Genomic DNA, 21,127 nt, shown 5'->3' with positions numbered 1-21,127 from the left:
TTACAGTGCAAATATACTGAACAGTGTTTAGTTTCCAAATTTATTTTTGCGATTTTATGTCTGGGGGCAAGATTATACTGATTATACTGATTTTGATGAATTTTTATTTATCGGTGGAAGGAAGCTTCCCTAAACCTCCAAACGCTTTAATTACCAGCATCAAAGTGAAAATCAGTATAATCAGTATAATCCTGCCCCAAGACCAAAAATCGCGTTACTCCACACTCACCTCATCACAACACAACGCCGGTTTCTTCCCCTCCACCAACCGCCACTCCGGCAATGCCAACGGGCACTTCGCCGTTACCCTTATATACCGCGCTGCGGTTCCCGGCAAACTAAATGAATAGTGATTAATCCGCACCGCATAATCCTCTTCGGGCACTGGTATCTCCTTTACCCCGGCGGATGTAAACTTCATACCATCTGCAGACGTTTCGATCAGCAGTTGCGTAGGATTAAAGATATAATGCCGGGCGTCCTGCAAAAAATTCATTTGCACCTGGTGAATGTTTTTCTGATTGCCCAGATCAATGGTGGCGATCATATCCTTCCCGTAAGTAAAGAGCCAGTTGTAGCTGAAGTCGTTGCCACCAAATAATCCATCTGTAAGCGTCGCTTCTTTTTTGGGCGTGTACTCCGGTGTAAAGGCGTGTACGAGGGTCACCGGCGCGTGTAGGGCAAGACTATTGATCCATTTCCTGGAAAACAGTTCCTGCCACTCCTGTGCATAGGCATCGGGCGATAAGCCCCCTTCGGAAAGTTCCTGTACCCCGGCAGCTTTGCATTGCTCGGTGAAATGCTTCACCCGCGCGGGCCATTTAGGATGCACATTGCCATCTGGTTGCAGGTAACCGTATTTTTCGTTGCCATAGAAACGGGATTGTTGCAATACAACGTATTCGAGAAACAACCGCGTTTGATATACCCGTTGTAAATAAATATTGTTATTTCCTGCAGCAGCTTCGGCTTTGTCCAGCAGGGTGGAGTATTGATCTATGAGTGCGGGTGATAAATAGTCGCGGGTATTAAAAATCGGATTCCCGTAAATATCCAGGGTGCTGTGCGTGCTTTTAACGGCGTAGCTGAGTGCGTCGAGGTACTGCCCTGCGAAAGGAGCCGCAGGACCGTAATAGCCCTTTAAAAACGCAGTGTTCACCTGTTTGATGTCGGCGTTGGGCTGCCATAACAGGGCCGCCTGTACGTAGCTGTTGTATTCCGCCATATCACCATAGGTTTCACCGCTGCCTTGTGAGAAAACCCCTTTCACATGATGTGCCGCGAAATATTGAAGATTGGGTTGCAGGTTATTATAGTCCGGAAATGGCGCCAGGTAATTGGTGAACTGTGTGGTATAATCCCAGATGAACAGATTGCCGGTAGTGGCTCCCCAGCCTTCCAGGTTTTTGCGGAAGGCCGCTGCGGAAGATGTTTGCGATAATGGGTCCTGACGGAAAGCATCGATAGTACTGAGCATAATGAATACATTGCCGGCTGGCTTTGTTTTCAGCGGTGCTTTAGCGGTATAGCCATATGCAAGCGTAGTAAAGCGCTGCTCCGGAAACTGGCTCGCTACGCGGTTTACAAAACGGATCAGTGATCCCTGCGGACCACCTTCTTCCGCATCTGCTTTCCGGCATTGATCGCAGCTGCAGCCGCCACCACCATCCTGTGGCGCAATAGACCAATACATAGCATCGGGATTGTCAGCGATGGCTTTTTTAAACCAGGCTACCGTTAATGCATACACGTTTTCATTGCTCAAACAAAGTTGCCGGGCCTGTCTTTTTCCATTGACCAGCGAATAATATTCAGGATGCTCTTTGAAGTAGGTAGCCGGCGGTAAGATTTTAAAAAAGGAATGCCCCCATACGCCCCATAAATCTTCGAAGCGCTGCAATCCATGCCAGGAAAGGTATTCCGGGTCGGTAGAAGCAGGGTAGTAGCTTTCCCGGTAAATAAACGCCGGCTCCTGCAAATCCGTCAACACACCATTAATACGTATATCCCTGGCCGTAGGAACAATGGCAGGGCCTTTGGTATCCTTACGGCAACCCATATACGTTTCCAACATATGGTATACGCCATATACCACACCCTGACCGCTGCCACCACGGATATAAAGCTGTTTGTCTTTGCTCCCGGTAAAAAATCCATCGTTCCTGATTTTTTCCGGACCTAAAGTATGTACCGTGTTGCCAATGAATACAGCTGCCTGATCTTTATACTGACTTTCCGTAATCACTGTCAGCTTCGCACCGGAAATACGTTGCACGTAATCCTGAAAAATAGCGGCTGCCCTGCTTTCAGCTTTGGTAGCTGATGCGGGGAGTACGATCACGTAGGCGCTCTGGCCCTGCTTCACCAGGAGTACGTCTTCCGTATGGCCTGGCTGACACGCAGGGTATAACAAGGTGGTGATCATTAACAAAAAGCTGTTCATCATTCTACACATTGTAAGTCAGTTAAAATTTCCGCTGAAGCGTTACATAAATGTCGTATTGATTCTGGTAACCGGTATCACTGATCTTCTGATTAATCCAGGTGCCATATAATCCCAGCGTAGTACGGTAGTGAAATACTTTCTGGTAGCCCGCGCCAATGCTATGTGTCAGCAATCCGGAAAGATTCGGAAAATTTACCAGCCGGCTCCGGTCATCCGGAGAAGTACCTAATCCTGCTACCACCTGTAGATAATCCTGCCGCCGGTTCATATAATAACGGGTAGTCAGGTTAAAGGCAGTGTAGGTTTCCGGCGACTCGCTGATCACAAATCCGCGGAGGTTTACCCAGAAATCACCAAAGGGCTTTGCCACAGAAATCACACCGGAAATACTGCTGGTACTGTCCAGGTTCAGGTAACGTCCACCCACTTCCAGTTCAATTTCTTTTTTAAATGTTTTGAAGATGGAGTAGGCAGCGCGCAACTGCGGAAATACAGTTTTATTGGAATAGGCCACCATACCGTAGGAGTAGAGTTTGGTGTTGTGGGTATAATACATCTCTGCCAATCCCTGCAAGCCGTTGCCGGTTTGACGGCCGGCATAGTTCAGTTGCACGGCATAAGAGCCGCGCTTAATAAAACGACGGTATTCTATGGTGGCGATATTATATTTATTATCAGAATAATCATAGCTGGAATTGAGGTAGTATAAACCAAACTGGTTTTTCAGCGTTTTGCTTTCCAGGTAATCCCCGTAGTCGATATTCGCGGTAGTAGGTTGTAATTTAACTATAGAATCGGCTACCAGTGCGGCCGCGGCAAAATCTTTTTTATTCTCCAGGGTAATGGCCCGTTTCATTAAAAAGCCTTCATTGCCGGGATAGTATTTTATTCCCTGCGCGGTATAAGCAAGGGCGCTGTCGTATCGCTGCTGCCCGTTCAGGATATTGATGCTGTACAACAAGGCCATAGAATCTTTGCGATCCAATGCCAGCACCTGGTTAAACATCGCCAGTGCACTATCGGGTTGCTGATTGCGCTGGTATTCCGTACCGGCCGACATCAGGCTGCTGATATACGCGGATTTGTATTTGAGCGTATACGGGTATTTAGACATCAGGTCGGCAGTGATAGCGGCCGCGCCCTGGTAGTCGTGGTTTTCCTGTAATACGGATGCTTTCTTTAACAGGAAATCACGGTTGCCGGGATAATATCCCAATGCTTTATCAGCGTAATATAACGCGCTGTCTGGCTTGCCAGTGGCGCTTTGCAGGTTAATCATATCATCCAGCGCCTCCTGGTTCGACGGAGCTACGGCCAATACCTGTTCAAATTGCTGTTTGGCCAGATCATATTCTTCCGCCTTCATTAATATCCGGCCGGCCGTGAGCCGCATATCTGCCAGGTTGTTGCTGAAACGTTCATCTGCCGGGAAACGTGTAGCCAGCTGTCCTGCTATCGCCGCTGCTTCTTCGTACCTGCCGGCATCTGCCAGCACACTGGATTTCTTCAACAGAAAATAGGCGTTGTCAGGATAATAGGTGAGGGCCTGATCCAGCACTTTTAATGCCGAAGTAGTATTTTTTTGAGAGATGTAGGTATTGGCCAGGAGATTCAACACCGTAGTATCGTTAGGACTCACGGCCAGTGCATTTTCAAAAGATGCCAGCGCGAGATCGTATTGCTGCTGCGCCAGATAGTCGCGCCCACCTGCTGTTTGCAGTTGCACCAGTCTTTCTTTTAATTCCGGATTTGGTGCGCGCTGATATAATAGTTCCGCCAAAGCAGCGGCAGCACTGTATTTATGGTCGCCTTCCAGTACATCCATTTTTAAAGCGAGCAATCGGGTATCTGTAGAATTGATTTTCAATCCCCGGTTAATCCAGGCCAGCGCCTCTTTATAAGCACCTCTGGCCATGCTATAGCCAATTAGTTTATCCAGTGCTTCCCGGTTGCCGGGATTTTTTTCGAGTACACCTTCATATAACGTATAGGGGTCGGTGTTAGCATACCAGGCGGCTGCTTCCATCCGCAACGATGTTTCCAGCGTGCGGGCGTTGGCATCACCCGGAAAGCGCCGTAGTATCTCCTGCAGCGTACTCAGGGCTTCTGTATATGCATGCATCTCCTGTAAAATACCCAGCTTGCGCATCAGCAAATCATAGGAACCCGGATAGGCGGCGAGTCCCTCATTTACCTGGTCTAAGGCCGACTGATAACCGCCGCCTTTGATTGCCACAGCGAGACTGGCCTCCCTGGCTTGCTGGTTGCGGGGATCTGCCAGCAACACTTTATCATAGCTCTGTCTGGCCATACCGCTATTACCCAGCTGCTGATAGTAGCGGCCACTCAGTAAATAATGTTCTATATAAGCATTGCGGACAGTCGTATCCTCCGGATATTTATCCATCAGGGTGCCTGCCAGTTCATTGCCACGATATACTTTATGCTGCACATCCAGTATCCCCAGCTTCTTCAGCATAAAATCCAGGCTGCCGGGAAAATAACTGAGGGCTTCATCTGCATAACATTCCGCTTCTGCATACCGGCCGGTGGTCAGTTCCACATTGATGGCATAATAATACGCATCCCGGTAACGCGGATTTTTAATAAGGACTTCCTTAAAATATTTGCGAGAAAGATCATACTGTTTGGTGAGCATATATAACCTGGCCAGCAACAATTGCTGATCAATGAAATCCGGTTGCTGCTGTAATGCCTGCTTCGACAGGTCAATGGCCTTGTTGTACTGTTGTTGCTTTGTGGCCGCTACCGCCTGATCATACAGGGCTTCTGCATTATTCTTCTGCTTAAAAACCTGGGCCTGCGTTTGTAACGCCAAACACACTATAATTCCCGTTAACAGATGTTTTAATACAGCCATTTCTTTTCTTATTTATAAGTTTACTTTCTTCTGCCAAATCCTTGTCTTTGCATATTTCCCCAGGACGTCTTTTTACCAATCAGGAAGAACCAATATCCCCGGAGCGCAAAAAATACAATCAGCGGATGATACAGCAATGGTTCCAGGAAGGCCATCAATGCCAGCCCGATTACTTCCCACCAGGTTTTGTAATAACCGTAGGTAATCTGGTCCCAGCAAATTGCCAGGGTAGTGATCATCACGGAATAGAGGTATACAAACAGCAATAAAATGCACGCATATTGCCAGTTTACCTCATGGGTAATGATCAGGTAGATATAATAAAGGATACCGGTAAATTCAATAATAGGCGCCAGGAATTCAAAAAACAGGTTGTAGGGTAATACTATCAGCCCCAGTTTTTTATACCGTGGATTAAAAAATATTTTCCGGTGAATGGTAATGATCTCTGCAAGACCGCGCCCCCAGCGGGTGCGCTGCCGGCTAAACACCTTCATATTCGGAGGCCCCTCTGTCCAGCATTGGGTAGTAGGAATATAACGGATCGCATATTTCACCTGGTTGTCCAACATATAGGCGCACATGCGGGTCACAATATCCATGTCTTCCGCAAAAGAGGCATGGTCATATCCGCCGGCTTTGATGGCAATTTCTTTGTCAAATAACCCCAACCCACCAGATACATTGGGTACGCTGTTTAAACCGCTCCAACCCATTTTTCCCAACACATAAGCCCGGAGATATTCCATTTCCTGGAAACGGGGAAGTAACTTTTCGGGGGGACGTACCCGTATGATCACACCATCCTCTATTTCTGTGGAGTTGGCAATACGCAGGGTAGCGCCAGTGGCGATTACCTGCCGGCTGTCTTCCACTACATGCACATAGCCGCACTGGGGACAAGGTTCTCCGACTTCTTTTGTTTTCTTATGCTCTTCATCCATGAATGGCTTTACCATCCGCAGCAACGTATCCTTTTCTATAATACAATCCACATCTGTACACAGGAAGTAATCAAACGCGGCGGCGTTAATACCAGCGTTAGACGCATCTGCCTTACTTTTACCATTTACCTTATCAATCACCAGCAATTTGTCGTAGGCGGTATTGGTAGATTTGAAAATCCGTCTTACCGGTTTGGTAACGATCCGTTCGTTGTAAGCAAAATCCACGGGCACCAGCTCAAATTCATGAATGAGTTTTTCCAGGGTATCATCTGTGCTGCCATCATTAACAATGATCACTTCAAAGCGTGTGTAGTTCAACGTTAGAAGGGATCGAACGTTCATGATAATGGTAACCCCTTCGTTGAAGGCCGGTGCAATCACTGAAATACCCGGCGTTAGCGGGGAATCCAGCAGGTGATCATAATTGGTAAAACTATTCTTTTTGCGAAAGCGTATGATGCCACGATATGACATGTACGCCAGCAGGGCATACATGAGTAGTAACGTGATACCATATATGAATACGCTTTGTTCAAAAATCGTTCTGAGCATATGGTTCTCTTTTCTTTATTTCTTTTTCCCAAAACCTTGCCGTTGCATATTGCCCCAGGTGCTTCTTTTACCGGTCAGGAAATTATAGTAACCCCGCAACGAATTAATGACAATGAGGGGATGATATAATAAAAACTCCATGAATGGGGTGAAACACAGATAAGCCACTTCTCGCCATGATTTATAATACCGGAAAGAAAGCTGGTCCCATAATATGGAAATGGTCGTGATCATGATGGAATAGGTATACACAAACAGCAATAACAACAGCGCATAGGGCCAGTTGACCTGGCCGAGTACCGCCAGTACAATGTATACGATGATGCCACTGAATTCCACCAGTGGCGCCAGCAATTCAAAAAAGAAATTGAAGGGAAACACGATGAGCCCCATCTTGCCGTAACGGGGATTCAGGAACATACTGAAGTGTGCTGCCATCAACTGGGCAAGCCCTCTGGCCCAGCGAACCCGTTGACGGCTGAATATTTTTACCGTAGACGGTCCTTCGGTCCAGCAAAGGGTTCTAGGGATATAACGAATCGCGTAAGAGATCCGGTTGTCATGCGCATACCGGCACATCCTCGTGAGCAGTTCCATATCTTCCCCAAAGGAACTATGATCATATCCGCCACAGCGGGTAGCTACTTCCTTGTCAAATAATCCCAGTCCTCCGGATACGTTCGGCACACAGTTAATATAACTCCAGCCCATTTTTCCCAGCACAAAGGAGCGGATGTACTCCACCTCCTGGAATCGCGGCAGCAACTGTTTGGGGGCGCGCATCCGCAACAGCACGCCTTCGTCGAACTCTGAGGAGTTGGCGATACGCAGTGTAGCGCCCACCGCTATTACCCGCTTCTTTTCTTCCTGCATCACCGGCCGGATAAGTTCCAGCAGGGTATCTTTATGAAGAATACAGTCTACATCGGTACAAACAAAATAATCGAAAGCCGCCACGTTGATGCCGGCATTCACCGCATCTGCTTTACTTTTCCCGTTTACTTTATCTATTACCAGCAGGGAAGAATAAGCCGGGTCGGTTGACTTATATATATAGCGTACCGGTTTGGTGAGGATCTTTACATTATAGGCAAAGTCTACCGGCACTATTTTAAACTCATCAATCAGTTGCTGCATGGTATCATCCGTGCTGCCATCGTTGATGATAATGATCTCGTAGTTGGGATAGTTGAGTGTTAGCAGTGAGCGTACGTTAGATACAATGGTCAGTCCTTCATTGAAGGCGGGGGCCAGAATGGTAATGCCTGGTGCCATAGGAGAGCTGGATAGCAGATTCAGCTGATGGTCATTATTTCTTTTAACATACCTGCGTATCGCCAGCATAGATAAAATCGCCAGCAGGGCATAGGTGAGTAATAACACCAATCCATATACGAAAAGTGTATTTTCATAGATCCTGCCTATTGTTTCTAAAAATCCATTCATCAGTATTTGATTAACGGGTTCATACAATGTTTCAGAATAAGCAGGTTCTCAGGATCTGCACTATCCAATAGTTCCTGCAATACCTGACCCGCGATCCATTCATTTTTTACAATGGATTTGGCGGCACTTTTACGCAAATCAAAATCGGTGGAATGCAGGAATTCCTGCTTCAGGAAATCGATGTGCCGCCCGCTGCCAATGCGGCCAATGGCCTTCAGTATTTCTATCTGGCAATGCAGCGGCTGACTGCTGTAAATAGCCACGAGCTTGTCTTCTACGTCAGGGACTTTCAATTTGCCCAAACAGTTGATGGCATCTGCCCGCAGGTAATGATCTTTGGTATCCAGCAGTTTGGTAACGGCAGGTACTGCCGGTAGCTGGTTATAGTGAATAATGAGTTTTAAACAAAATGATACGACGCTCTTGTTGGAAGAGTAAGTGACCCATCGGGCAAAATTGGGAATGGCGATATCTTCGGTGGTGGTGATGATCCGGAATAATTCCACCTGGTCCCACATCAGCAATGGATCTGTTACCACGTCAAAAAATTTAAAGGGCTCGTTTTTACTGAGCTTGATATAAGCATGCCTGGCAGCGGCCCTCAACTCACGGTTATGGCTATTCGTTAATGGTAAAATAGTTACATCCGCAATAGGAATATCCATGTTGATGAACTCTGTCAATGCCCGCACCTTTCTTGCCCACTTAGATGACTTCATCTGTTTGATATTGTCTTTGTCCAGCTCCAGTTGCAGGTATAAGGCCCTTAAAAGATGTCCGGCATTGCCTCTCACGTTCCGGCGAAAATGAATAATCCTGTCTGTGGTGGCTTGCCTGGCCCATTTTTTATGCAGCGGCAATTTCCAGAATTCTTCGAGGTTCAGTTGTACCCTGTCCGGATGGGTATTGGCAAGTGGGTCAGTCGTCCCCAGTACTTCGTCAATAATCAGGTTGTCTAATGTGGGCAGGAGAGAGGCCAGTCTTTTTGCACGTTGGTAGCCACGGTAACGGTTTCTTAAGATAGAAAAATAGGCCAGCAGCGTGATGGTCGCCGCCACTATAATAAATATCATCGCCAGCTGTATGGTCAGTGGCGCTCCCTGGAACAGGTTCCAGGCGGGTTCCAGGAAAGCAGGTACTTGTATATCCAACACGCAGCTATTTAGTCTTCATTAATAATCTTTTTACCCTGATCAATAATTCTGCAGGAATAATCGGCTTTTTCAGGAAATCATCGGCGCCAAGTTTAAAGCCCTCCATGATCATATCTTCATTGCCCGCATTGGATACGATGATAACGGGAATCTGTTTTTCTCTGTCCAGACTCTTTACTTTACTGAGAATTTCAAATCCATTGGCATATGGCATCATAATATCTGTGATGATCAGGTCATAGCCGTAATTGGTAGCTTCGAGTTTCTCAAAGGCTTCTTTGCCATTAGATACATGATCCAGCTCATATTCGGAAGATGGCAGAATTCTCGCAACTATCTTCGGCATGATCTCGTCATCTTCAACTAACAAAATTTTACTCATAGAGGCTGAATTTAATCCGGTAAACAATGCTGGCGCAGTATTGTTTAGTGGGTACGGATCTATTATGAAATTTGGTTTTGATATTGCGCATGAAATCTGGTAAACAATTTTTTTTTGTGGTTGCAATCACTCAACAATTCGTTTGCGTAGATATATACTTTGAAAGCATATGCTTAGGTTTTTCACGGACGGTATAATTTTTTAAATTAATGTCAAAACAGATACGTTGCGTTCGGCAAAGGTATTGAATATGAAGGCATTTTGGTACATTTATACCTAATATAACATTTTTGCAAAACACAGCAATTACCTTTTTTCCGCATTACAAAAATGAAAATTTCACTGGTTAACAGACTGTACCTTGGCTTTTCCTTAGTGGTATTACTTGTACTGCTGGGAGGATTTCTAACCTGGCGTACATTCGATACACAAACAGAGGAAGCAGGGTGGGTGCAACACACTTACCGCGTACTGAATAACTCTGAAAGAGTACAACGATTGTTGTTCGATATGGAAGCCGCCAGGCGTGGCTTTCGCAGCACTGCCGAACATCGCTACCTCCATCCGTACGAGCTGGCATTACCCAAAGTAGCGCCTGCCGTTAATGACCTGCGTAGCATGGTGGAGGATAATCCTGTGCAGGTGAAAAATGTAGATTCCCTGGAAGATGAAGTGAACCACTTGTTAAGTTTTTGGAATGACCTGGATCATGCCGCCGAGGAAGACCGTCTAAAAAATAACGTGGCGATCACAGAAAAAGAAACAGGGCTGATGGATAAAGTGAGAGCAAGAATCGGCGCGGTGAATGCGGAAGAACGGGGATTGCTCGCGATCCGGGAAAATTATAAAGCGACATCTTTCCACACGGCAGTCAAAACCCTGTTAGTCAACAATGCCTTTATTCTGCTGGTGGGTTTTATCCTGATGCGGATTACCTATACAGAATTCAGAAGAAGGCTGAAAGCCCAGGATGCGCTCAACAGTAAGCTGGAAGAGGTGGTAGACCTCAATGCTGCTGCCAACGAACGAAACTGGTTGCTCACCGGCGTTAATAATATGAATGACAGCCTGCAGGGCAGCCATCACCGGGATGAACTCGTGCATAAATGTTTACACGTATTAACCTCCTTTGGCGATTTTGTTGCCGCCGCTTTTTATTCCTTTGACGAAACACAGGAGGATCTTCGTTTAGTCTCGGCAGTTAGTATGCCTGCTGCCATCCCTGCCATCATTCCAATGAATGATGGTTTCCTGGGAAATGCCGCTGGCAGCAAAAAGATCCGCGTGATCCGCGATCTGCCCGCCACTTACTGGCAACTGGGATCTGCCAGCGGTCATGCCACACCCGGCGCGGTGGTAATGGTGCCTTTGTGGATGGAAGATGAATTGCTGGGTATCATAGAACTGGCCACTTTTAAAGAAGTAACCCCTTTACAGCTGCATTTACTGGAGCTGCTGGAAAAAGATATATCCGTGGCCGTTAACGCCGCCAATGCCCGGGGTAAAGTATTAACATTGCTGCAACAGGTACAGGAACAAAAAGAGATCCTGATCAGCCAGCAGGAAGAACTGCGGCAGTCGAACGAAGAACTGAGCCGGCAATCAGAAGTGCTGCAGGCATCTGAAGAAGAACTGCGGGTACAGGAAGAAGAAATGCGGCAGGTAAACGTAGAAATAACAGAAAAAAATAACGCCCTGGAATCCGCCAGGAGCGCGCTGGCACAAAAAGCAGCAGAACTGGAAGCCAGCAGCCGGTATAAATCGGAGTTCCTGGCCAATATGTCGCATGAACTCCGTACGCCTCTCAACAGTGTGTTGATCCTCGCCAAAATGTTGCAGGAAAATAAAAATAAAAATCTCACAGAAAAACAAACGGAATACGCGGGCATCATTTATAAATCCGGGTCAGACCTCCTGCACCTGATCAATGATGTACTCGACCTCTCTAAAATTGAAGCCGGTAAAGTAGAGATGATCTTCGAAGAAGTAACCATCGCCGGTATCATGGATGATCTTTCTGATCTCTTTGATGTAGTGTCTGCAGAAAAGAATATCCAGTTTATCAAAAGCATCGCGCCGGATGTTCCGGCTACCATCGTCACAGATAAACTCCGCCTGCAGCAGGTGATCCGCAACCTGTTGTCCAACTCTTTTAAATTTACACCTGCAGGTGGTATTATCAGCATTGCCTGGTATAAAACGGGCGCCCATGCCGTGGGCGTCAGTGTTACAGATACCGGTCCCGGTATCCCGGCCGATAAGCAGGAACTGGTATTCAATGCATTTCATCAGGGAGATGGCGCCACCAACCGAAAGTTCGGTGGCACCGGTCTTGGTCTCAGCATCAGCCGGGAACTGATGCTGCTGCTGCATGGCGAAATACACCTGGATAGCAGCACGTCTGCCGGCAGCACTTTTTCTATCGTCATTCCTGTGGATGGTAAAATCCTTCCCAATACAGAAAAAACAACCGCTGCTCCCGATATACACCTGCCTGCTCCTTCGCCCGCACCCGTGGATGATGACCGTAACAATATCAGCAAACAGGATAAGCTGATCCTGATCGTTGAAGATGATATCTATTTTGCAGATATACTCCGGGATTTTGCCCGCAATAAAGGCTTTAAAACTATTGTGGCGCATAACGGACAGGATGGACTGGCCTATGCCCGCAAATACCTGCCGGCAGCCATTATTCTGGATATGAACCTGCCGGTTATTGATGGCCGCAGCATCCTTAAAATCCTGAAAAGCAGCGAAGACCTCAGTAAAATACTCATACACGTAGTATCTGCTGCCGATATTAAGGGAATAGCAGAAGATAACATACAAGGCTATACGAGAAAACCACTGGAGCTGAAAGATATGGAAGCCGTGTTCGCTAACATCAGCTCGGCAATGCAAGCCCGGCTTAAAAAGGTATTGCTCGTTTCCGCCGGCCCCCTAAGTGCCGACGCCAGCCTCAAAACAAGGAGCGACGAAAGAAAACTGGAAACACAATACGATATCGCCGCCGGTATCAACGCCGCATCGGCACAGCTGGCAGAGAAAAAATATGATGCCGTTATCGTGGAAATTGGAACCGACTTAAATGCCGGCATTACACAGTTACAGGCATTGACCGATATACCGGAAGCCGGTAATACCCCACTCATCATATATCTCGACCAGGATATTACCAATAGTGAAGAACAGCAACTAAAAAAATATGCATCGGCTATTGTACGCAACTCTTCCCATGCGACTGATCGCCTGATGGATGAACTGGAACTGTTTCTCTATAAATTACAGAAGAAAACCAATGTGGAGTCTGTTCCCTCAGCGGGAACGGAAAATACCCTGGCAGGAAAAAAGGTGTTGTTGGCAGATGATGATATGCGCAATGTTTTTTCTATTACCGCCCTCATGGAAGAGCAGGGGATAGAAGTACTAACCGCTGCTGATGGCAGGGAAGCATTGCAGATTTTACAACAGCATCCACATCTGGACCTGGTGCTGATGGATATTATGATGCCGGAAATGGACGGCTATGAAGCCATGAAACATATCCGTGCAGATGCGCGGTTTCAACAACTGCCGGTGATTGCATTAACGGCGAAAGCCATGGCCGGCGATCGCCAGAAATGTATGGAAGCCGGTGCTTCGGACTATATCGCCAAACCAGTGGACAACATTAAACTGTTATCTTTGTTAAGGGTATGGTTATCATAAAAGGGCTATGGTAGAGGAAATCAGCAACAACGATTATTTAGACCTGGTGAAAATCATTCAACAGCGATATGGTTATGATTTCACAGATTATGCCCCCGCATCGCTGAAACGCCGCTTCATCCGGTTTACCAGCTATGCACATATCAACAGCCTCTTTGAATTAAAACACCGGCTGCTGAATGAAAATGGCTTTTTCCAGGAAATGGTCGAGTATATTACCGTGAATGTAACAGAAATGTTCCGGGACCCATCTTTCTATAAAACCCTCCGCGAGCAGGTATTACCAAGGCTGGCATCTTATCCTATCATTAAAATATGGCATGCCGGCTGCGCATCAGGTGAAGAAGTATATTCTATGGCTATCCTGCTGGAAGAAGCGGGGCTGCTGGACAGATGTCGTATATACGCCACCGATATGAATGCCGCCAATCTGCAGAAAGCGGAAAAAGGAATCATCAGGCTGAAGGACATGAAAGACTATACCTATAATTATATACAGTCCGGCGGAATCAACGATTTTTCTAATTACTATACTGCCCGGCATGATAACGCTGTCATACATGCTGCGTTACGCCGCAATATTATTTTCTTTCAGCACAACCTCGTAACAGATCAGGTGTTCAATGAATTTCAACTCATCTGTTGCCGGAATGTTTTTATATATTTTAACAGAGCACTGCAGGAGCGGGTGGTTAAATTATTTTATGAAAGCTTAACTTCGTTAGGTTACCTGGCATTGGGAATGAAAGAGTCACTGCTATATAATGAAGAACGATATAAATTTGAAGTCGTAAGCAGTCCAAATAAAATTTTCAGGCGCAAACTATAATCATTGACCATTCCACACAAATACAGTATCCTGTTGATCGGCGGTTCCGCTGGTAGTATGCCCGTGTTGGTGGCTTTACTGAGCCGGTTACCATCTCCCTTTATGATCCCTGTGGTGATTATTCTGCACCGGTTAAAAAATGTGGAGAGCGACCTGGATAAATTACTATCCGTGCAGCAAACCATCACAGAGCCGGAAGACAAAGAAGCTATTTTACCCGGTAAAATTTATCTGGCACCGCAAAATTATCATTTGCTGATAGAAGAAGATGCCACCTTTTCGCTGGACAATACGGAGCCGGTCAACTATAGTCGCCCTGCGATTGACCTCAGCTTTAGTACCGCTGCCAGCGTATTTGGCGCAGGAGCAGTAGGGATTTTACTGAGTGGCGCCAACAAAGACGGCGCCGCCGGATTATGCCGCGTGATGGCTGCCGGTGGCACCGGGATCGTACAGGATCCGAAGACAGCCGAATTTGATATCATGCCGCAGGCTGCCATAGACCTTTGCGCCAATGTACAATCTATGGCCATCAATGACATCATTCATTATTTAAGAAATATAAGCATCGCAAATAAAAGTTGACAAATGAAGCAGCACAAACCGAAAACGTTCACTATCCTGCTGGTAGATGATAAAGCGGAAAACCTGGTATCTCTGGAACATATGCTGGAAGGAGATCACCGTGAAATCCTGCAGGCAACATCCGGAAATGAAGCATTAAAAACGGTGCTGCGCCATAATGATATCGGCCTGATTATGCTCGACGTACAAATGCCGGATATGGATGGCTATGAAGTGGCCCGCCTCTTACAAAGTAATCCCAAAACAAAGGATATCTCTATCATTTTTGTGACCGCTATCAACAAAGACGAACAGTATGTGATGCGGGGGTTTGAAGAAGGCGCGGTAGACTACCTTTCAAAACCACTGGATATAAATGTTACCCGGGCCAAAGTGAGCGTGTTTGAAAAACTATACCGGTATCAACAGGAACTCAAGGAAGCCATGGTGGAAAAAGAAAAGGTGAATAAACAGCTGGAACGTTTCATGTATGTAGTAGCACATGACCTGAAATCCCCGCTGTCAGGGGCGATCGGGTTGCTGGCACTCATCAATGAAGACGAACGTATTCAGAGTGCGCCCGACCTGAAGGAATATATGAAAATTGTATTGGGCGCCACCAACCACCTGACAGAAATGATTACTTCTATGCTGGATTATACCCGGCAGAGTGAAATGGAACAAACCATTGAAGAGGTAGACGTACACGAACTGATCGCTCAGTTATCGCACTTATTATTCCCACCGGCACATATCCACATTGAAACACTGGGCCAGCTGCCGGTACTGGAAACCAATAAACTGAAACTGCAACAGGTTTTTCAGAACCTCATTTCCAATGCCATCAAGTATAATGATAAGAAAGAAGGAATCATCACCATCGGCGGCACTGACAAGGGCGAGTTTTATGAATTTTATGTAAAGGATAATGGTCCCGGAGTGGCTAAGCGCGATACAGACCGGATATTTAAGCTGTTTGAAAGATTGGATAACGACAATAAAGGCGAAGGTACAGGGATCGGTTTAAATATCTTTAAGCTACTGGTAGAAGAGCAGGGCGGCAAAGTATGGGTGGAATCACAGCCGGGAGAGGGGAGTACCTTTTATTTCCTGTGGCGGCAGCGGTATTAATATTACTCAAATACCCACAGCCGGCCACTGATCTGTTGCGTGGTAACAGGTAAGCAGGATACTTTTAATACTTTATGTTCCATCTTCCATACCCAGTCGGTAATAGAATTTTCGGGAGAAGAAAACAGTATTACTGCCTCTTTATAGATGTCGTCTATATTCAATGCTTTATTCCGGAGTTGTGTCATCGCATCAGAAAGTACGGCCGGTAGCTGTTCTCCCGGTCCAGAAAGTCCCAGCAGTGTGGCACCTTCCTGGTTAGCCCATCCGGAAAAGCCGTCGTTGTTAATGAACACCAATGCGTACGGGAAGGTATGCAATATGGCGGCAAAACGGATGGCTATCCGCTGAAAGTACAGCTGCTGCTGCGATTGCGTCAGTATCTCTTTCAGGCGTAAACGAACGGTTTCTATACATTCCAGGAAATCATTGTCAAATTGCTGGGGCGAGCTCCAGCCCAATATCAGCAAGCTATTGTTGGGCGTAGTATTAATAGGCATAATGATAGCAGAAGAAAATGCCTGTAATATTTCCTGTAACACATTTTCTTTTGGCGGCGGAATATGGCGCCAGTAAATGGTTTTAAACCCTTGCGAATACAAAAGTTTTTTGATGGGCTCCGGGTTCAGCACCATCTCGTTCAAATGAACAGGAGATGCACACTTCACCTTCGCCGTATCCTCATCTTCAAATTCAAGCTGCAGCGCAATATCCGCTTCTGTCAGATTTTTTACAAGAGAAATACTAAAGGCAAGAAAAGACGCAATGTGTTTGTCTTTATCCCAGCGACTCGTTTGATTGATAAAATTTAAGGCTTTACGCTCCCAGGTACTCACAGTATGAAATTGAAAGTTGAAATAATTAGAGGAATGATTGGATGGCAGCAATCACTTCATTTGGCGCACTGATATGTGGAAAATGTCCCTGCGTCTGTACTTTCGTACGCCGGCTGTTCGGTATGTTGGCTTCCAGGTATTCGCTGACTACCGCAGGTACGGCAATATCATTGGCCGTTTGTACTACCAGGGTAGGTACCTTTACTTTGGGCAATGCCTCCCGGTAATCCATATAAAAAATAGCCCTGGCCACCTGCACCGCCACATCAGGGCGTATCGCCTGTAGCGACGCCGCAAAAGCTGCCGCTAATTCCGGTCTGTCTTCATTTCGCATGGCCAGTTTTGAAAAACCACTCGCCCATGCATGGAAGTTACTTTCCATCGCTTCAAAAAGACTGGTCAGCGCGGGATGATCAAATCCACCGACATAACCATTGGAAGGATCGTTCAGGTAACGGGGGCTGGAACCCAGTAGTATAAGCCGTTCTATCATGTCGGGATAGTGGATGGTGGCCAGCAAACCAGTCATACCGCTGACAGAGTGCCCGATAAAAGTGACATTCTTTGCATCCAGCGCCTGAATAATATCGGCTATATCTGTGGCGTAACCGTTGATAGACTCATAACGTTTAGGACTGTACGCTTTCATCTCGGCTTTGCCGCCGCCAACATTATCAAACAATATAATCTGGTAATCTTTTTCGAACGCTGGGATAACTTTTGAAAAGGAGGTCTGGTCAATGCCAAATCCATGGGCAAACATCAGGGTTTGAAGCGCATTCGGGTTCCCAACAACGTGGATGTTATTTCTCTGAATAATGTCCATAGCAACAATTAATATTTGAAAATGATGAACTATAGCCGCCAACAAAAAGGGTATTTTGAGAAGGCGGACTAACCCGGGATAGCCGGTTTAGTCCGCTTTACATGGGCTTTTGGGCCTCAAAAAGTCACATTTTCAAATATAAGTAATTCCTTTGAACCAATTACTTACTAACCTCCAGCACTTTAAACGTGCCGGGAGCAACGGTCGCTTTGGCATTACCTGCAGCCGGTAAATAATCCGCTACCGGCAGGTACACCCGGTGTGTTTGTGGATCTGCCACCAGTGTTCTGGCGCCTTTACGGGTAGGTATGGTAGCTGTAGAGAGATATTTATCGGCACTGAGTTCCTGTATAACGGACAAGGTACCTTCGCCGTTGGCTGCAAAAATAGTTTTCTCTGTGGCATCAAATGCCACGCCATCGCAGCCGTCACCAATAGACAGGGTGGTAACAATGTGGCCGTTGTCGGCATTCAGCACCACCAGCCATTTATTATCGCAACCGGAAAATAAGCGATGCGTACTTACGTCTATCGCCAAACCGGTAGGTGCTTCTCCTTTACCCAGCGACCAGTGCGGGCCGGCGGTGAAAGTATTGGCATCTACTTTTACCACTTCACTTTTATCTTCCAGGTTCACATAAATATGGCCTTTGCCATCCGTTACCGCGGTTTCCGGGCTGCCACCCAGCGCCACCGTCGCTACCACCTTGTCGCTCGCAGGATCTATCACCGTCAGATTAGCACTGCTGCCATTACAAATAATGATTTTTTGGGAGAAAGGATCAAACAGAATAGCATCCGGCTTGCTCCCGGTTTTTATCTCACCGAGCACCTGATTGGTTTGTATGTTAAATACGGTGGAAGTATTCAGTTTTCCATTGGTAGTATATCCTTTCCGGAATTTTTCGGCAAATGCTACCCCATGCACCCCTGTGGTATTGGGAATCAGGCCGGTACTGTCGCCGGTTTTTTTATCCAGGATGTTGACCACCGTACCATGGGTGGCATATAACTGCCCGTTGACCGGGTTCAGAGCGATGTAATCCCATTTGCCGTCGCCACTACCTGCCGGAAAGGTTTTGCTTACATGGTATTGTTCGGATTGGGCCATGGTAGCGCCGGCAGACAGCAAAAAGCATGCGGTTAAAAACTGTTTCATAGTATGAATAATTATAGGGTAAAACTCGTAAGCGATTCTGGAGACAACCTGTAGTCTTTTACCTAACACTAAATACACCTTGCTTTTTTGAAGTGCTTTTCTATATATTTACGTTTAAAGCTTTTGGTGATTGATGCACTTGCCGGATACCGCGCTGCTGGAACGCATGCAGTTACTGGATGATAAAGCTGCTTTTGATGAATTATATCACCGTTACTGGGAGAAATTGTACATCGCAGCATACGCCAGACTGCAAAATGATGCAGACGCAAAAGATTGTTTACAGGAAGTGTTTGTGGCCCTTTGGCATAAGAGAAAGGATATCGTGATCCGGGAACAACTGGATGCTTACCTTTTTATTTCGCTCAAATACCGTGTGCTCAATCATCTCCGGTATCACCACAACTACCAGAAACACCTGGATATTTTCGCAGATTTTCCCATGCCTGTTTTGCCTTCGGCAGATGACCACCTTTTTTTGACGGAAATACAAGCCGTTATTACTGCTACGATTGCCGATATGCCGGAAAAAATGCAGGAAGTATACCTGCTGAGCCGACGTGACGGCCTATCGGTCCAGGAAACTGCCGTCCGGTTGGGCATCTCCCCCCAAACGGTAAAAAATCAACTCACTACCGCACTGAAAAGGCTGAAAGACAAACTTTCGCACTATAAATAAAAAATATTTTCTCACGGTATAGTACCACCTGTTTACAGGGGTGTCTTTAATACTACAAATGGTTAAAAGCGTGGATGCTCAAGATAAAATAGCAAAGATCCTCCAAAGGCTTGAAACCGGAACCTGTACTCCACAAGAACTGCAATGGCTGCAGGATTGGTATGAAAACCAATCAGCGCAACCTATGCATACATTCCGGGATGAAGCCCATAAGCAACAGCTGCAAACAGATATGTTACAACATATCCATGCACAGCTGGAGCCGGTAACTGCGCCCGTGGTACGGATGCGGTACCGCTGGCGGATAGCTGCGGCGGCAGTAGCCGGGATAGGAGTGGTAGGTGGATGGTGGTTTCTGAACAACTGGCAACCCCGCCACAAAATGATAGTCGTACAGGTAGCTACCGGACAACAACAGGAACTCGTATTGCCCGACAGCTCCCGGGTATGGCTGAATGCCGGCGCCAGGATGGAATATCCGCAACAGTTTGGTGCAGTGCGCACCGTGAAACTGGAAGGAGAAGGGTTCTTTGATATAAAACAGGATGAACAACACCCGTTTGAAGTGCACACCGGGGAACTGAATGTACAGGTACTCGGTACCTCCTTCGACGTAAAAGCTTATAGCACCCTGGATGAAACTCAGGTGACTGTGAAAACAGGGATGGTGAAGGTATTACATGCACAAAAAGGACTCGACGTACTCAGCGCCAACGACCAGCTCACATTCAGCCGGTCAGCACAACAATACATGAAGTCAAAAGCCGAAAACCAACAAATCAATGAATGGGCCAACGGCATGATCAGCCTCTCGCAGGTAGGTTTCGCTGAACTGGCCCTCACATTGGAAAATCAATACGGCGTACATATCCGGTTTAATCCGGCAGAAATGAAACAAGATGAATATACCTTGCGATGCAGTAAACAACTAACGATTACACAGGTCCTCGACCTGGTAAGCAGTATACATCCTGTACAATATGATATAAAGGAGAAAGACATTACCATACATCGGAAGAGCTTTTAGCTGTTAGCTATTAGCTGTTAGTAAATGCAGCGAAGACCAACATTGAGAGAGCTATTAGCTTTTAGCTATTAGCTGTTAGTAAATGCAGCGAAGACCAACATAATGATTATCTCCGCTGCATTCCCTAAAAGCTAAAAGCTAATAGCTAACAGCTAATAGCTAAAAGCTAACAGCTAACAGCTATTTAAATCCGCATACAAGGAGGATGCAACCAAAATAAGTCAGGATGGACACCAGTAAACCATCTATGCGATAGCTATGTTCCCCCGGGAAAGAAAAAACCGCATCTGTTGGAGCAGACACGGTTTTAGAAAGTTATACAACAGTCAGGCAGTGATTTGCAGACACGCTTGATGACTGTCATATGCATTTAGTTAACACTAAAATCAACCAAATATATGCAAAAATCGCTTACGCTAACTTTTATACAAGGACTTATGAGATGGAGCGTAATGGTCACTGTTTTTATACTGGGAGGTATCACCCTCCTGTATGCTAATAACGGGTATAGCCAACTGTTACAGCAGGTCAGAGTGACGGAAAAATTTGAGAATGAA

The 21,127-nt window shown here is 46.3% G+C and carries 15 protein-coding genes; 6 read left to right on the top strand and 9 right to left on the bottom strand.

Going from position 1 to position 21,127, the window contains the following annotated elements; genetic code table 11:
- Positions 1-214: 214 nt before the first annotated feature.
- The 6 genes from VIP81_RS30705 to VIP81_RS30680 are packed head-to-tail and all read right to left on the bottom strand — an operon-like array spanning position 215 to position 9,808.
- Positions 215-2,446: a DUF4838 domain-containing protein gene (locus tag VIP81_RS30705; protein WP_331970989.1), complete on the bottom strand. Its 2,232-nt coding sequence runs from the start codon at positions 2,444-2,446 to the stop codon at positions 215-217.
- A 19-nt stretch (positions 2,447-2,465) separates the two neighbouring features.
- The gene (locus VIP81_RS30700) at positions 2,466-5,327 is read right to left on the bottom strand and encodes a tetratricopeptide repeat protein (protein WP_331970985.1); all 2,862 of its coding nucleotides are present in this window, start codon (positions 5,325-5,327) and stop codon (positions 2,466-2,468) included.
- A gap of 20 nt (positions 5,328-5,347) precedes the next feature.
- Positions 5,348-6,826: a glycosyltransferase family 2 protein gene (locus tag VIP81_RS30695; protein WP_331970982.1), complete on the bottom strand. Its 1,479-nt coding sequence runs from the start codon at positions 6,824-6,826 to the stop codon at positions 5,348-5,350.
- 15 nt (positions 6,827-6,841) lie between these two features.
- Complete coding sequence (locus VIP81_RS30690; protein ID WP_331970979.1) at positions 6,842-8,272, bottom strand: glycosyltransferase; 1,431 nt, start codon at positions 8,270-8,272, stop codon at positions 6,842-6,844.
- On the bottom strand, positions 8,272-9,423 hold the full coding sequence (locus tag VIP81_RS30685) for a HEAT repeat domain-containing protein (RefSeq protein WP_331970976.1): 1,152 nt from the start codon (positions 9,421-9,423) through the stop codon (positions 8,272-8,274). The genes VIP81_RS30690 and VIP81_RS30685 overlap by 1 nt, the downstream gene beginning before the upstream one ends.
- A 7-nt stretch (positions 9,424-9,430) precedes the next feature.
- Positions 9,431-9,808 (bottom strand): response regulator transcription factor, encoded by a 378-nt coding sequence (locus VIP81_RS30680; RefSeq protein WP_331970973.1) that lies wholly within the window; start codon positions 9,806-9,808, stop codon positions 9,431-9,433.
- Positions 9,809-10,138: 330 nt separating this feature from the next.
- On the opposite strand from VIP81_RS30680, the gene VIP81_RS30675 reads away from it, so the two are divergent.
- The 4 genes from VIP81_RS30675 to VIP81_RS30660 are packed head-to-tail and all read left to right on the top strand — an operon-like array spanning position 10,139 to position 16,043.
- Positions 10,139-13,519, top strand: coding sequence for a response regulator (locus VIP81_RS30675; RefSeq protein ID WP_331970970.1), 3,381 nt, complete (start codon positions 10,139-10,141; stop codon positions 13,517-13,519).
- Between the two features lie 7 nt (positions 13,520-13,526).
- The gene (locus VIP81_RS30670) at positions 13,527-14,348 is read left to right on the top strand and encodes a protein-glutamate O-methyltransferase CheR (protein ID WP_331970966.1); all 822 of its coding nucleotides are present in this window, start codon (positions 13,527-13,529) and stop codon (positions 14,346-14,348) included.
- 3 nt (positions 14,349-14,351) lie between these two features.
- Positions 14,352-14,933, top strand: a complete 582-nt coding sequence (locus VIP81_RS30665; protein WP_331970963.1) for a chemotaxis protein CheB — start codon at positions 14,352-14,354, stop codon at positions 14,931-14,933.
- A 3-nt stretch (positions 14,934-14,936) separates the two neighbouring features.
- Positions 14,937-16,043, top strand: coding sequence for a sensor histidine kinase (locus VIP81_RS30660; protein WP_331970960.1), 1,107 nt, complete (start codon positions 14,937-14,939; stop codon positions 16,041-16,043).
- 2 nt (positions 16,044-16,045) lie between these two features.
- Here VIP81_RS30660 and VIP81_RS30655 read toward each other — a convergent pair whose 3' ends face one another.
- The 3 genes from VIP81_RS30655 to VIP81_RS30645 all read right to left on the bottom strand — a co-directional run bounded on the left by VIP81_RS30655 (position 16,046) and on the right by VIP81_RS30645 (position 18,864).
- Positions 16,046-16,879 (bottom strand): hypothetical protein, encoded by an 834-nt coding sequence (locus VIP81_RS30655; RefSeq protein WP_331970958.1) that lies wholly within the window; start codon positions 16,877-16,879, stop codon positions 16,046-16,048.
- 25 nt (positions 16,880-16,904) lie between these two features.
- Positions 16,905-17,705, bottom strand: a complete 801-nt coding sequence (locus tag VIP81_RS30650) for an alpha/beta hydrolase (protein ID WP_331970955.1) — start codon at positions 17,703-17,705, stop codon at positions 16,905-16,907.
- 160 nt (positions 17,706-17,865) lie between these two features.
- Complete coding sequence (locus VIP81_RS30645) at positions 17,866-18,864, bottom strand: YncE family protein (protein ID WP_331970952.1); 999 nt, start codon at positions 18,862-18,864, stop codon at positions 17,866-17,868.
- A 133-nt stretch (positions 18,865-18,997) separates the two neighbouring features.
- On the opposite strand from VIP81_RS30645, the gene VIP81_RS30640 reads away from it, so the two are divergent.
- Positions 18,998-19,543: an RNA polymerase sigma factor gene (locus VIP81_RS30640; RefSeq protein ID WP_331971035.1), complete on the top strand. Its 546-nt coding sequence runs from the start codon at positions 18,998-19,000 to the stop codon at positions 19,541-19,543.
- Positions 19,544-19,727: 184 nt separating this feature from the next.
- Positions 19,728-20,570, top strand: a complete 843-nt coding sequence (locus VIP81_RS30635) for a FecR family protein (RefSeq protein ID WP_331970949.1) — start codon at positions 19,728-19,730, stop codon at positions 20,568-20,570.
- The last annotated feature ends 557 nt before the right edge of the window (positions 20,571-21,127 follow it).

The sequence above is a fragment of the Chitinophaga sp. genome (assembly GCF_036566945.1).
Lineage (GTDB): Bacteria > Bacteroidota > Bacteroidia > Chitinophagales > Chitinophagaceae > Chitinophaga.
The sequence above is the reverse complement of the archived record's forward strand: the minus strand, read 5'-3'. Positions and strand labels throughout refer to the sequence as shown.